Genomic DNA, 13,036 nt, shown 5'->3' with positions numbered 1-13,036 from the left:
GCTTGATCCCTGCGCAGCTCGGGCTCCGGCGAAAACCTGACCTGGTCCAGCCTTTCGGTGGCCCTTCCGCTTTGCCCGTTCATGGGACAGCTTCTGTCGCCTCGGGTGACAATCCTCCTGAATCGGTTAATTTGGGAGGTCCGAGGTATGCCGCACTTTCCGGTGAACCATCCGGCACGGCCGCTCTACCGGGTTCTGACCGGTCTGATCGGCCTCTACATCCTGGTCTTCGGCGTCTGGGGTGTCGCCGAGACGATCGGTGACCCGCTCTTCGACCGGGGCAGCCACTGGGCGCTCGGCCTGCGAACCAACCTGGCCTTCTCACTCGCCTCGGTGATCTTCGGAGTCGTTCTGATCATCGGGGCGTCCCGGCGCACCAACCTCGGCCACTACATGAACCTGACCGCCGGCGCGGTGTTCCTGGCGACCAGCATCCTCATGATGTCGGTGCTGCAGACCGATGCGAACTTCCTCAACTTCTCGATGTCGACAGTCGTCGTGTCGATGGTGTTCGGCCTGATCCTGCTCGGCACCGGCCTCTACGACAAGGTCGGGTCCGAGGAGCACGCCGAGACGGAACGCCAACGCCGTAACCACCCGGTCGCCGAGGTGCACCGCCGCTGAGCGGGAACGGCCGCGGCCGTCGCTGACGGGTCAGCGGCGGCGCGCGGTGATCAGGCCCGGTTTCGCCTCCAGGTGCGACAACCCGTTCCAGGCCAGGTTGACCAGGTGCGCCGCCACCACCTCCTTACGTGGCTTGCGCACCTCCAGCCACCAACTGCCGGTCAGCGCGACCATGCCCACCAGCGCCTGCGAATACAGTTCGGCCAGCTTCGGGTCGTACCCGCGGCTCTTGAATTCGGCGCCCAAAATGTGCTCGACCTGGTGTGCCACGTCGTTCATCACGCTGCTGAAGGTGCCCGTCGCGGACATCAGCGGCGACTCGCGGACCAGCACGCGGAACCCGCTGGTCTCCTCCTCGATGTAGCCCAGCAGGGCCATCGCCGCCTGCTCCAACAGCTCCCGCGGGTGCCCGGCGGTCAACGCCGTGGTGATCCGGTCCAGTAGGGCACGGACCTCCCGGTCCACGACCACCGCGTAGAGCCCTTCCTTGCCGCCGAAATGCTCGTAGACCACCGGCTTCGAGACCTTGGCGCGGGCCGCCACCTCCTCGATGGAGGTGGCGTCGAAACCGCGCTCGGCGAACAGTTGACGGCCGGTCGCGATCAACTGCTCCCGCCGCTGGGCCGCCGACATGCGTACCCGGGAGGTGGTTTTGGGTTTGGCCGCGGAAGCCGCAGCCGCGCGCCGGCCTCCGGCAGTGTCGCTGACCTCAGGCATGTCGCCGCCTCGCTGGCGCTCGGTGACGCCCTGCCGTGGGATGGTGCCTCCGTTGTGCCCGCTCACATCGTCGCCTCACTGGCGGGCGGCCCAGCCGCCCGCCGTGCAGTGCGACCGCACCCGGTTGGGGCCCGGCCCTGTCCGCCGAGCCGTCCGGTCCCCCCGCTTGGCTCGGTCATCCGGCCATCCTGCCAGGCGCCCTCCAGGAGTACCGCCCGGTTTACCGGGGTGGGACCGGCTTCACGAGCTTCGCCGCGATGCGTTCCGGCTTCGGCCAGCGGACCTGCGACGCCGCACCGATCTTCTCGAACAACCAGATGACGCGGGCGGAGATGTCCACCTGGCCACGCAGGACGCCGTGCCGTGCGCTGGTGGGGTCGGCGTGGTGCAGGTTGTGCCAGCTCTCGCCGAACGACAGGATCGCCAGCGGCCAGAAGTTCGACGCCCGGTCACCCTGGCGCATGGCGAACGGACGCTCGCCGTAGACGTGGCAGACCGAGTTGATCGCCCAGGTGACGTGGTGCAGCAGGCCGATCCGGACCAGCCCGGCCCAGAAGAACGCGGTGAGCGCGCCCTGCCACGACCAGGTGACCAGGCCGCCGATCAGCGCCGGGCCGAGCAGCGAGATGGCCACCAGGGCCGGGAAGAGCCGGTCCACACGGCTGATGTCGCGATCGGCGATCAGGTCGGGCGCGAACCGTGCCCGGTTGGACAGCTCCCGACGGAACAACCAGCCAACGTGGGCGTGGAACAGCCCGCGGGTCAGCGCCCAGAAGCTGGTGCCGAAGCGCCACGGGGAGTGCGGGTCACCCTCCAGGTCGGAGAAGGCGTGGTGCCGCCGGTGGTCGGCCACCCACTGGATGATCTCGCCCTGCACCGCCAACGAACCCGCGACCGCCAGCGAGACGCGCAGCCACCGCTTGGCCTTGAACGAGCCGTGCGTGAAGTACCGGTGGAAGCCGACGGTGATGCCGAGCCCGCAGACCACGTACCAGACCAGGCCGATGACCACGTCGGTCCAGCCCAGCCAGCCGCCCCAGGCCACCGGGACGGCGACCAGCAGGGCCGCGAAGGGAATCACGACGAACGCCCACAGGCCGGCCAGGATCCCGGGGGACTGGCTGCCGTCGGTGAGCGGTTTCGGGCCGGGGCCGGTGGTGTTGGGTTCGAGCACAGTGGTCGACATGGCACCTCGCAGGGGGGGACGAAAGGATCACGAAGCTACGCCTACGTCACCGTAACTTACGGCACCGTAGATCGCACGAGGAAGTTTCCGAAAAGGCGCTGAGAGGCAGGTCAGAGCCTCGCCGATGGCGACCGCAGGCGGCCGGTCACCGACGTCCGAGTCGAATCCGGACGGCCGCCCGGGGCGCTCCCGGGCGGGCGCGTCGCCAGGCGTAGGGCGGAATGAGCGATGGCGTCCGGCGGGCGGGGCGCTAAGGTGTAGCGCGGGATGCCCATCCCAGATGTGACGCCTTAGCGTCGCTGATCGGCCGTGGTGTAATTGGCAACACCCGGGTCTTTGGTACCCGTGTTTCAGGTTCGAACCCTGGCGGCCGAGCTGCCCCCTTTGGTCCGTTCTGGGCCCCACTGGGGGTAAGAGGGAACCGAGCCGGCCCTCGCGGTTAGCATGACCGCGAGAGTGTCCGCCGTCCCGACGGGAGCCACGTCGTGCCCCAGCCCCACCTTCGTACCGTCGTCGTGCTCGCCGCCGGTGAGGGCAAGCGGATGAAGTCGACACTGCCAAAGGTGCTGCACCCCCTCCTCGGCCGCACGCTGCTGGGCCACGTGCTGAGCGCGGCCGCCCCGCTGGCGGCCGACCGCACCGTCGTCGTGGTCGGGCACGGCGCCGACCAGGTTCGCGCCCACCTGACCGAGGTCGCCCCGGACGCCACTCCCGTGCTCCAGGCCGAGCAGCTCGGCACCGGGCACGCCGTCCGCATCGCGCTGGAGGCCGTACCGGACGGGGCCGGCACCGTCGTGGTGATCAACGGGGACGTTCCCCTGCTGCGCCCGGAGACGGTCGGCGCGTTGGTCACCGCGCACGAGCAGGCCGCCGCGGCGGCGACCGTGCTGGCCGCCGAGGTGCCCGACCCGACCGGGCTCGGCCGGATCGTCCGGGACGCGGACGGGCGGCTGGAGCAGATCGTCGAGGAGCGCGACGCCGACGCGACGCAGCGCGCCATCCAGGAGATCAACGCCGGCATCTACGCGTTCGACGCGGTGCGGCTGCGCGACGCGCTGGGCAAGCTCTCCACCGACAACGACCAGGGCGAGGAGTACCTGACCGACGTCTTCGGGTTGCTCCGCTCGGCCGGCGAGCCGGTCGCGGTCCACGTGGCCGACGACCACGTGGAGACGTTGGGCTGCAACGACCGGGTGGAACTGGCGACGCTGCGCCGGCTGCTGCGCGACCGGGTCAACGAGGCGTGGATGCGGACCGGGGTCAGCCTGCTCGACCCCGCGACCACCTGGATCGACGTGACGGTGGCGCTGGACCGCGACGCGGTCATCGACCAGAACACCCAACTGCGCGGCAGCACGGTGGTCGGCGCGGGCACGCTGGTCGGGCCGGACGTCACGCTTGTCGACACGATCGTCGGCCCGGCCGCCTCGGTGGTGCGCAGCCACGCCGTGGGCGCCGAGGTGGGCGCGGGCGCCAGCGTGGGCCCGTACGCCTACCTGCGGCCCGCCGCACGGCTCGCCGACAAGGCGAAGGTCGGCACGTTCGTCGAGGTGAAGAACTCCGAGATCGGCGCCGGCTCCAAGGTGCCGCACCTGACGTACGTCGGTGACGCGACGATCGGCGAGCAGAGCAACATCGGCGCGGCGTCGGTCTTCGTCAACTACGACGGGGTGCACAAGCACCGCACGGTGATCGGCAGCCACGCCCGGACCGGCGCGGACAACATGTTCGTGGCACCGGTCGAGGTGGGCGACGGCGCGTACACGGCGGCCGGCTCGGTCATCGTGGACGACGTACCGGCGGGTGCGATGGGTGTCGCCCGGGCACGCCAGCGCAACATCGAGGGCTGGGTGGTGAAGCGGCGGGCCGGCACGGCTGCGGCCGAGGCCGCCAAGCGGGCACGTGACGTGCAGGGTGCGTCCAACGGGGCCGGCGCCGCAAGCGACAGTGAGGCAATGCACGGGCCGGCCGAGACGGTGGGCGGTGCGTCGGGCACGGGAGATACTGCAACCGAATAGTCTCCGACCCACCACCACAGGGCCGGGTATCGCCGACAAACGGGAGCAGACGGGCCCATGGGCAGCATCGTCGCCGAAAACCGCAAAAGCCTGATGCTCTTTTCCGGACGAGGTTTTCCGGAGTTGGCCAAGGAGATCGGCGAGGTGCTCGGTGTCGCGCCGACGCCGGCCGACGCGTACGAGTTCGCCAACGGCGAGCTCTTCGTACGATTCAAGGACTCGGTGCGTGGTTCGGACGCCTTCGTGGTGCAGTCCGTGACGCACGGGGTGAACACCTGGGTCATGGAGACCCTGATCATGGTGGACGCGCTGAAGCGGGGGTCGGCCAAGCGGATCACCGTCGTGCTGCCGTTCTACCCGTACGCGCGGCAGGACAAGAAGCACCGGGGTCGGGAGCCGATCTCGGCACGACTGGTGGCGGACCTGCTGAAGACCGCCGGTGCGAACCGGATCCTCACCGTCGACCTGCACACCGCGCAGATCCAGGGCTTCTTCGACGGCCCGGTGGACCACCTCTTCGCGATGGACATCCTCGCCGAGTACGTGGAGCACAAGTACGCCGGCCGCCCGATGACAGTGGTGGCACCGGACTCGGGCCGGGTCCGGGTGGCGGAGCGGTGGACCGACCGGCTGGGCGGCTGCCCGCTGGCGTTCATCCACAAGACCCGCGACCCGATGAAGCCGAACCAGGTCGTGGCGAACCGGGTGGTCGGCGAGGTGGAGGACCGGGTTTGCCTGATCGTCGACGACATGATCGACACCGGCGGCACGATCACCAAGGCCGCCGACATCCTCAAGGAGTCGGGCGCGGCGGAGATCGTGGTGGCGTCCACCCACGCGCTGCTGTCGGACCCGGCCACCGAGCGGCTCAAGAACAGCTCGATCAGCGAGATCGTGGTGACCAACACGCTGCCGCTCCCGCCGGAGAAGCAGCTGGACAAGCTGACCGTGCTGTCGATCGCGCCGCTGCTGGCGCGGGCTATCCGGGAGGTCTTCGACGATGGTTCGGTGACCACCCTCTTCGGTGGGCTGAGCTGAGCCTCGCGGTGTGATGGGCCCCGTTTCCGCCATTCGGCACGCTGGCGGGTCCGGAGCTGGCAGGCTGAGGGGAAACGGGGCTGGTACGCGGACGGGATCACCGTCGGCGTGCCAGCCCGGAGCCGTGACCGGGGACTGCCGCGAGCCCTGGAATCAGCTCGGGTAGACTAGTGCGGTTGCCACGGCGAGGGTGCCCGGCGGGCCGCTGAAGAGCGCCGCACGGAGGCACCGTCATCGACGCGGTGCTCCGGGCAGTCGTTCATGACGCATGAGCCCCAGCGAGCCCCTCGCCCAGCACCGCAAGACGACAAGCCGCCGCAGCGAAAAGCATCAGGAGTTTCCCCGTGTCCGAGGTAAAGATCAGCGCCGAGCCCCGCACCGAGTTCGGCAAGGGTGGTGCCCGCCGTACCCGCCGGGCCGGCAAGGTGCCAGCCGTGCTGTACGGCCACGGCGAGAAGCCCAAGCACATCGCGCTGCCGTCGCGGGAGTTCGCCGCGGCGATCCGTAAGGGCGGTGCCAACCAGCTCTTCGCGATCGACATCACCGACGGCACCCAGGTGCTGGCGCTGCCGAAGGCGATTCAGCGTGACCCGATCCGGGACACCTTCGAGCACGTGGACCTCATCCTGGTCCGCCGGGGCGAGAAGGTCACCGTCGAGGTCCCGGTCCAGCTGACCGGCGAGGCCGCCCGGGACACCCTGATCGTGCACGACCACGACACCCTCTCGGTGACCGCCGACGCCACCAAGGTGCCGGACCACCTCGAGGCCTCGATCGAGGGCCTGGAGGCGGGCTCCCAGGTGACCGCCGGCGACGTCGAGCTGCCGAGCGGTGTCGAGTTGGCTGTCGACGCGACGCTGCCGGTCGCCGCGGTGACCGCCGCGCCGACCGCCGAGCAGCTCGAGGCGACGCTGCCCGAGGTCGAGGTGGCCACCGACGAGGCTGAGGCCGAGGTCGGCGAGGTCACCGAGGGCTCCGAGGGCGCGGACGCCGCTCCGGCCGCCGAGGGCGCGGAGAACACCGAGGCGCGCACCGAGGCCTGATCGGTTCGTATCGTGCGGCAGGCGTCCCCGAGATTTCGGGGGCGCCTGCCGGCGTATCGGGAGTCGGTCGGACGGGACTGCGAAAGGGACGGGTCGTGACGGACGAGGCGGGGCCGTGGCTGGTGGTCGGCCTGGGAAACCCCGGTCGGGAGTACGCCGGTAACCGGCACAACGTCGGCTTCATGGTGGCCGACCTGCTGGCCGGACGCGTGGGCGCGCGGTTCGGTCGGCACAAGCGGGCGGTCGCCGAGGTGGCCGAGGGACGGCTCGGGTTCGGTGGGCCGAAGCTGGTGCTGGCCAAGCCACTGACGTACATGAACCTCTCCGGTGGGCCCGTCGCGGCGTTGGCACAGTTCTACAAGGTGCCCCCGGCGCAGGTGATCGCGGCGCACGACGAGCTGGACATCGACTTCGGCCAGGTACGCATCAAGTTCGGCGGTGGCGAGGGCGGGCACAACGGCCTGCGCTCGATGTCGAAGTCGTTGGGCACGAAGGACTACGTCCGGGTGCGGTTCGGCGTCGGTCGCCCACCGGGACGGCAGGATCCGGCGGATTACGTGCTGTCGGATTTCGGCGCGGCGGAGCGCAAGGAGCTGGATTTCCTGGTGGACCGGGCTGCCGACGTGGTGGAGTCGGTGATCGTCAAGGGCGTGGAGCCGACCCAGAACCTCTACCACGGCGGTTGAGCGGTGCGGGGCGTACCGGATCGGAAATGGCGGGCCGGTAGTCTGCGCCTTTCGGAGTGCCGCGACCTGCGCAGCGGGTCGTGGCCAGTCAGTGCGTGCGGCGCGGGACGCGGCGAGGCGACGGGAGTGGCAGATGGGTAGTCCTCCGATGATCGACGGCGCGTTCGCCCGGTGGTTGGCCTCCCGGGCCGGTCAGGCGCTGCTCGCCCTGCGGACGGAGTTGGGTTTCGCGGACGCCGGTGCCCTGAAGTCGGCCGGTGACAAGGTGTCGCACGACCTGATCCGTACGGAGTTGGCGAAGTGGCGGCCCGGGGACGCGGTGCTCTCCGAGGAGGACGAGGGCTCGCGGCTGGCCTGGGCGGCCGAGGTGAACGCCGGGGCGGTGTCCCGGCTGACCGCCGACCGCGTGTGGATCATCGACCCGTTGGACGGCACTCGGGAGTTCTCCGAGGAGGGCCGCTCGGACTGGGCGGTGCACATCGCTCTCTGGGCCCGTAACGCGCCGAGCGCGCACGGGCTGGTGGCCGGGGCCGTGGGGCTGCCGGCGCAGCACCGGGTGCTGGGCACGGACTACCCGCCGGCGTACCCGCCGATGACCGTGGAGGCGGCGACGGCCGGCGAGCGGAAGATCCGCCTGGCCGCGAGCCGGAGCCGGCCGCCCGTCTTCCTGACCGACCTGGCCGAGGACGTCGGGGCGCACCTGGTGCCGATGGGCTCGGCCGGCGCGAAGATCGCTGCCGTGGTGACCGGCGAGGTGGACGCGTACATCCACGCCGGCGGGCAGTACGAGTGGGACTCGGCCGCCCCGGTGGCTGTGGCGACGGCCACCGGACTGCACGCTTCCCGGATCGACGGTTCTGCGCTTCGATACAACGAGGCGGATCCGCGCCTGCCGGACCTGCTGGTCTGTCGCAAGGATCTCGCCCACCGGTTGCTTGCAGCGCTGCAGAGACATTCCGGGTAGCCTGAGCGAACTTTCTTGACATGCCCGACCGGAAAGGTCTGGAAATCGGATGAGCAAGCGAATCGAGCAGCGGTCATGACCACCCCCGCGGCCTACCGGGTCTCCCACCTGGACGCCCTGGAGGCGGAGAGCATCTTCGTGATGCGCGAGGTGGTCGCCGAGATGGAACGCCCGGTGCTGCTCTTCTCCGGCGGCAAGGACTCGATCGTCATGCTGCGGCTGGCGCAGAAGGCGTTCGCCCCCGCCAACATCCCCTTCCCGGTCATGCACGTCGACACCGGGCACAACTTCCCCGAGGTCCTGGAATACCGCGATCAGCGGGTCGCCGAGCTGGGGTTGCAGCTCGTGGTGGCGAGCGTGCCGGAGGCCCTGGCGAGCGGCATGGTCCGGGAGTCCGGCGACGGGATGCGCAACCGGATCCAGACACCGGTGCTGCTGGACGCGGTGGAGAAGCACCGCTTCGATGCCCTGTTCGGTGGCGCCCGCCGGGACGAGGAGAAGGCCCGGGCAAAGGAGCGGGTGTTCAGCTTCCGCGACGAGTTCGGTCAGTGGGACCCGAAGAACCAGCGGCCGGAGCTGTGGTCGCTCTACAACGGCCGGCACCACCCGGGCGAGTCGATCCGCGTCTTCCCGCTGTCCAACTGGACCGAGCTGGACGTCTGGCACTACATCGCCCGGGAGCGGATCCCGCTGCCCTCGATCTACTACGCGCACGAGCGCGAGGTGATCGAGCGCGACGGCATGGTCTACGCGGTCAACGAGTTCTTCCGCCCCCGCGCGGGTGAGGAGCGGTTCAAGGCCCAGGTGCGCTATCGCACCGTCGGCGACGCGTCCTGCACCGCCGCGGTCCGCTCCGACGCGGACACCGTGGAGAAGGTCATCGAGGAGGTGGCGGCCACCCGGATCACCGAGCGTGGCGCGACCCGCGGTGACGACCGGGTCAGCGAGGCCGCCATGGAGGACCGCAAGCGGGAGGGCTACTTCTGATGAGCACCGAGATCGTGGCATCCGCGAATGCGGAGGCCCGGGCTGTTACCGGGGCCGGGCCGGAGGCCCGGGCTATGGACCTGCTGCGGTTCGCCACCGCCGGCAGCGTGGACGACGGAAAGTCGACCCTGATCGGGCGGCTGCTCTACGACACCAAGTCGCTCTTCACCGACCAGCTCGCCGCGGTGGAGGCGGTCAGCGCGGCCCGCGGTGACGAATACACCAACCTGGCGTTGCTCACCGACGGCCTACGCGCCGAGCGGGAGCAGGGCATCACCATCGACGTGGCGTACCGATACTTCGCCACCCCCCGGCGCAAGTTCATCATCGCCGACACCCCGGGCCACATCCAGTACACCCGCAACATGGTGACCGGCGCATCCACCGCCGACCTGGCGCTGATCCTGGTGGACGCCCGCAAGGGCCTGGTCGAGCAGTCCCGCCGGCACGCGTTCCTCTGCTCGCTGCTGCGGGTGCCGCACCTGGTCCTCTGTGTCAACAAGATGGACCTGGTGGACTGGTCGCAGGAGGTCTACGAGCAGATCGCCGACGAGTTCACCGCCTTCGCCGCGAAGCTCGACGTACCGGACCTGACCGTGGTGCCGGTCTCCGCGCTGCGTGGTGACAACATCGTCTCTCGGTCGGAGAACATGCCCTGGTACGAGGGCCCCTCGCTGCTGCACCACCTGGAGCGGGTGCACATCGCGAGCGACCGCAACCTGGTCGACGTCCGGTTCCCGGTGCAGTACGTGATCCGGCCGCAGTCCACCACGGTCACCGACTACCGCGGCTACGCCGGTCAGGTCGCCTCCGGCGTCCTCAAGCCGGGTGACGAGGTGATGGTGCTGCCGTCCGGCTTCACCAGCCGGATCGCCGCCGTGGAGACCGCCGACGGGCCGGTCGCGGAGGCGTTCCCGCCGATGTCGGTGACGGTACGCCTGGCCGACGAGATCGACATCTCCCGGGGCGACCTGATCTGCCGGCCGAACAACGCGCCGGCGGTCGCCCAGGACATCGAGGCGATGGTCTGCTGGATGGACGAGACCGCCCCGCTGCGGGTCGGCGGCCGGTACGCGATCAAGCACACCACCCGCTCGGCGCGGGCGATCGTGCGCGGGCTGCACTACCGGCTGGACATCAACTCACTGCACCGCGACGAGTCGGCCGACGAGTTGCGGCTCAACGAGATCGGTCGGGTGCGACTGCGCACCACCGTGCCGCTGCTGGCCGACGAGTACCGCCGCAACCGCACCACCGGAGGCTTCGTCATCATCGACGAGGCCACCAACCGCACGGTCGGCGCAGCCATGATCGTCGAAGCGAACTAACGCCCCGCCTCCGCCCCCGCCCCCGCCCTCCGCCCCCGCCCTCCGCGATCTTGCACTTTTGGTCGCCGTTCTGCCTCCTTGTGGGGGAATTGTCGCGACAGAAACTGCAAGATCGCCAGGGTGGGGCGGGGGTGGGGCGCGGGCCAGGGCGGGGTGGGGTGGGGGTTAGTCGAGGCGGGTTGCGCCGGGGGCCGGGAGGACTGTCACGGCGCTTGGTGCGGTGAAGTTGTGCTCGGCGTAGGCCGTCCTGACGGCGGTCGCCACCGCTTCGGCGCGGTCGGCGTCGACCAGGGCGAGGACGCAGCCGCCGAAGCCGCCGCCGGTCATCCGGGCGCCCAGCGCCCCGGCCGCCAGCGCCGCCTCGACCGCGGTGTCCACCTCGGGCACGGTGATCTCGAAGTCGTCGCGCATCGAGACGTGCGAGGCGGTGAGCAGCGGGCCGATGTCCCGGGCCCGCCCGGCGCGTAGCAGCGCGACAGTGTCCAGCACACGCTGGTCCTCGGTGACCACGTGTCGGACCCGTCGCCGGGTCACCTCGTCGTCGAGGCGGGCCAGCGCGGTGTCAAGCTGGTCGACGGCCACGTCGCGCAGCGCGGGGACGCCGAGCGCCTTGGCCGCCGCCTCGCAGGACCGGCGGCGGGCGGCGTACTCGCCGTCGGCGTGCCGGTGCGGCGCCCGGCTGTCGATCACCAGCACGGCCAGCCCCGTGGCGTCCAGGTCGAACGGGATGTGCTCGACGGACTCGTCACGGCAGTCGAGGAAGAGCGCGTGCCCGGCACGGCAGCGGATCACCGCGGACTGGTCCATGATCCCGGTCGGAGCGCCCACGTAGACGTTCTCCGCCCGCTGTGCCAGCCGGGGCTGTTGTTCGGCCGGCAGCTCCAGCCCACCGAGGTCGAGCAGAGCCGCGAGCACGGCCGACTCGAGCGCGGCCGAGGAGGAGAGCCCGGAGCCCAGCGGGACGTCGGAGGCGATCGCCAGCCGGGCGCCCGGCACCGCATGACCGGCCTCACGCAGCGCCCACACCACCCCCGCCACGTACGCGCCCCAGCCGGTGACCCGGCCCGGCTCGGCCACGTCGTCCGCGCCGAAGGTGATGGTCTCGCCGGAGAGCTCGGACCAGACCGTCCAGGTGTCGCCGTCCTGCCGGTCGGCGGCGACGACGGTACGCAGCGGCAGCGCGAAGGGCAGCACGAAACCGTCGTTGTAGTCGGTGTGCTCGCCGATCAGGTTGACCCGACCCGGTGCCGCCCAACGGCCGGTGGCCCGGCCGCCGTACTGGTCGGTGAAGCCGGCGGCGGCCCGCTCAGCGACGTCACCGCTGAGGTGGGTCACGGTTGCTGCTCCAGGACGTGCGTGCGGTAGAAGGCCCAGGCATCACCGACCATGTCGTGCAGGGTCGGCTTCTGCGGCACCCAGCCCAGCTCGTCGCGGGCCAGCGCGGAGGAGGCGACCAGCTCGGCGGGGTCGCCCTCGCGGCGCGGCGCCACCTCGACCGGCAGGTGGTGCCCGGTGACCTCGCGGACGACGTCGACGACCTGCCGGTTGGTGAAGCCGTTGCCGTTGCCCAGGTTGTAGATCCGGTGCTGGCCGCTGGTGGCGACGTCCAGCGCCAGCAGGTGCGCGCGGGCCAGGTCGGCGACGTGGATGTAGTCGCGGACGCAGGTGCCGTCCGCGGTGGGGTAGTCGTCGCCGAAGAGTTGGAGCTTGTCCCGCCGGCCGGCGGCGACCTCCAGCGCGATGGGGATCAGGTGCGTCTCCGGGTCGTGCCGCTCGCCGAGCGCGACGTCACCGGCGAGGTGTGCGCCGGCGACGTTGAAGTAGCGCAGCGAGACGGCGGCCAGCCCGTGGGCGATGGCCTCGGAGGTGAGCGCCATGTCGACGGCGAGCTTGGTGGCGCCGTACGTGTTGGTGGGCGCCTTGACCGCGGTCTCCGGGATGGGGAGTTCGGTGGGGTTGCCGTAGACGGCGGCGGTGGAGGAGAAGACCATCCGGGGCACCCCGGCGGCCCGGACCGCGTCGATCAGGGCCAACGTGCCGACGGTGTTGTTCTGCCAGTACAGCTCCGGCTTGACCATCGACTCACCGGCGGCGATCAGGGCTGCGAAGTGCAACACCCCGTCGAACCCGGCCTCGGGGGTGACGACCTGGGCGGCGTCGTGGATGGACGCCTGGACGTGGGTGGCGTCCGGGGCGAGTGCCTCGCGGTGGCCGGTGCGCAGGTCGTCCAGGACGACGACCTGGTGGCCGGCGTCGAGCAGCATGCGGGTCACCACGCTGCCGATGAAGCCGGCGCCCCCGGTGACGAGCAGTTTCACGTCGTTGCCTCCTGCCTGGCCCGCCGGGACGTGGCCCTCGGTGATCACCCTACGGCTGCGGCAGGCACCTCGGCCGACCCCACCGTCAACCCATTCCATCATAATCTCTCACGTTTAAACAGAGCCG

12 protein-coding genes and 1 tRNA gene are annotated in these 13,036 nt (G+C 70.6%); 9 read left to right on the top strand and 4 right to left on the bottom strand.

Annotated features, from left to right (window positions below):
- The first annotated feature begins 147 nt into the window (after window positions 1–147).
- Complete coding sequence (locus ABZ808_RS21745; protein WP_357009316.1) at window positions 148–624, top strand: DUF4383 domain-containing protein; 477 nt, start codon at window positions 148–150, stop codon at window positions 622–624.
- A 30-nt stretch (window positions 625–654) separates the two neighbouring features.
- Here ABZ808_RS21745 and ABZ808_RS21740 read toward each other — a convergent pair whose 3' ends face one another.
- Window positions 655–1,341 (bottom strand): TetR/AcrR family transcriptional regulator, encoded by a 687-nt coding sequence (locus ABZ808_RS21740; protein WP_357009314.1) that lies wholly within the window; start codon window positions 1,339–1,341, stop codon window positions 655–657.
- Window positions 1,342–1,561: 220 nt separating this feature from the next.
- The gene (locus ABZ808_RS21735) at window positions 1,562–2,527 is read right to left on the bottom strand and encodes an acyl-CoA desaturase (RefSeq protein ID WP_357009311.1); all 966 of its coding nucleotides are present in this window, start codon (window positions 2,525–2,527) and stop codon (window positions 1,562–1,564) included.
- Window positions 2,528–2,830: 303 nt separating this feature from the next.
- Between ABZ808_RS21735 and ABZ808_RS21730 the strand changes: the two genes are divergently transcribed.
- The 8 genes from ABZ808_RS21730 to ABZ808_RS21695 all read left to right on the top strand — a co-directional run bounded on the left by ABZ808_RS21730 (window position 2,831) and on the right by ABZ808_RS21695 (window position 10,591).
- Window positions 2,831–2,902: transfer RNA gene (locus ABZ808_RS21730), tRNA-Gln, on the top strand.
- A gap of 110 nt (window positions 2,903–3,012) precedes the next feature.
- Window positions 3,013–4,545, top strand: a complete 1,533-nt coding sequence (gene glmU / locus ABZ808_RS21725; RefSeq protein WP_357009308.1) for a bifunctional UDP-N-acetylglucosamine diphosphorylase/glucosamine-1-phosphate N-acetyltransferase GlmU — start codon at window positions 3,013–3,015, stop codon at window positions 4,543–4,545.
- A 57-nt stretch (window positions 4,546–4,602) separates the two neighbouring features.
- A complete protein-coding gene (locus ABZ808_RS21720; RefSeq protein WP_357009305.1) occupies window positions 4,603–5,583 on the top strand; it encodes a ribose-phosphate diphosphokinase in 981 nt (326 codons plus the stop codon).
- Window positions 5,584–5,927: 344 nt separating this feature from the next.
- Window positions 5,928–6,626, top strand: coding sequence for a 50S ribosomal protein L25/general stress protein Ctc (locus ABZ808_RS21715; RefSeq protein WP_357009302.1), 699 nt, complete (start codon window positions 5,928–5,930; stop codon window positions 6,624–6,626).
- A gap of 95 nt (window positions 6,627–6,721) precedes the next feature.
- A complete protein-coding gene (gene pth, locus ABZ808_RS21710; protein WP_357009299.1) occupies window positions 6,722–7,312 on the top strand; it encodes an aminoacyl-tRNA hydrolase in 591 nt (196 codons plus the stop codon).
- A gap of 133 nt (window positions 7,313–7,445) precedes the next feature.
- Window positions 7,446–8,276, top strand: a complete 831-nt coding sequence (locus ABZ808_RS21705) for an inositol monophosphatase family protein (protein WP_357009296.1) — start codon at window positions 7,446–7,448, stop codon at window positions 8,274–8,276.
- Window positions 8,277–8,351: 75 nt separating this feature from the next.
- Entirely contained in the window at window positions 8,352–9,263 is a 912-nt protein-coding gene (gene cysD, locus ABZ808_RS21700) for a sulfate adenylyltransferase subunit CysD (RefSeq protein WP_357009293.1), read from the top strand.
- A gap of 74 nt (window positions 9,264–9,337) precedes the next feature.
- The gene (locus tag ABZ808_RS21695; protein ID WP_357009585.1) at window positions 9,338–10,591 is read left to right on the top strand and encodes a GTP-binding protein; all 1,254 of its coding nucleotides are present in this window, start codon (window positions 9,338–9,340) and stop codon (window positions 10,589–10,591) included.
- Window positions 10,592–10,756: 165 nt separating this feature from the next.
- Here the strand turns inward: ABZ808_RS21695 and galK are convergent, their stop codons facing one another.
- Both galK and galE read right to left on the bottom strand, forming a co-directional pair.
- Entirely contained in the window at window positions 10,757–11,926 is a 1,170-nt protein-coding gene (gene galK, locus ABZ808_RS21690) for a galactokinase (RefSeq protein ID WP_357009290.1), read from the bottom strand.
- Window positions 11,923–12,909: a UDP-glucose 4-epimerase GalE gene (gene galE / locus ABZ808_RS21685; RefSeq protein WP_357009287.1), complete on the bottom strand. Its 987-nt coding sequence runs from the start codon at window positions 12,907–12,909 to the stop codon at window positions 11,923–11,925. The genes galK and galE overlap by 4 nt, the downstream gene beginning before the upstream one ends.
- Window positions 12,910–13,036 lie beyond the last annotated feature (127 nt).

This window comes from Micromonospora sp. NPDC047527, assembly GCF_040643015.1.
In the GTDB taxonomy this organism is placed as follows: Bacteria; Actinomycetota; Actinomycetes; order Mycobacteriales; family Micromonosporaceae; genus Micromonospora.
This window is presented reverse-complemented; position numbering and strand designations above follow the sequence as displayed.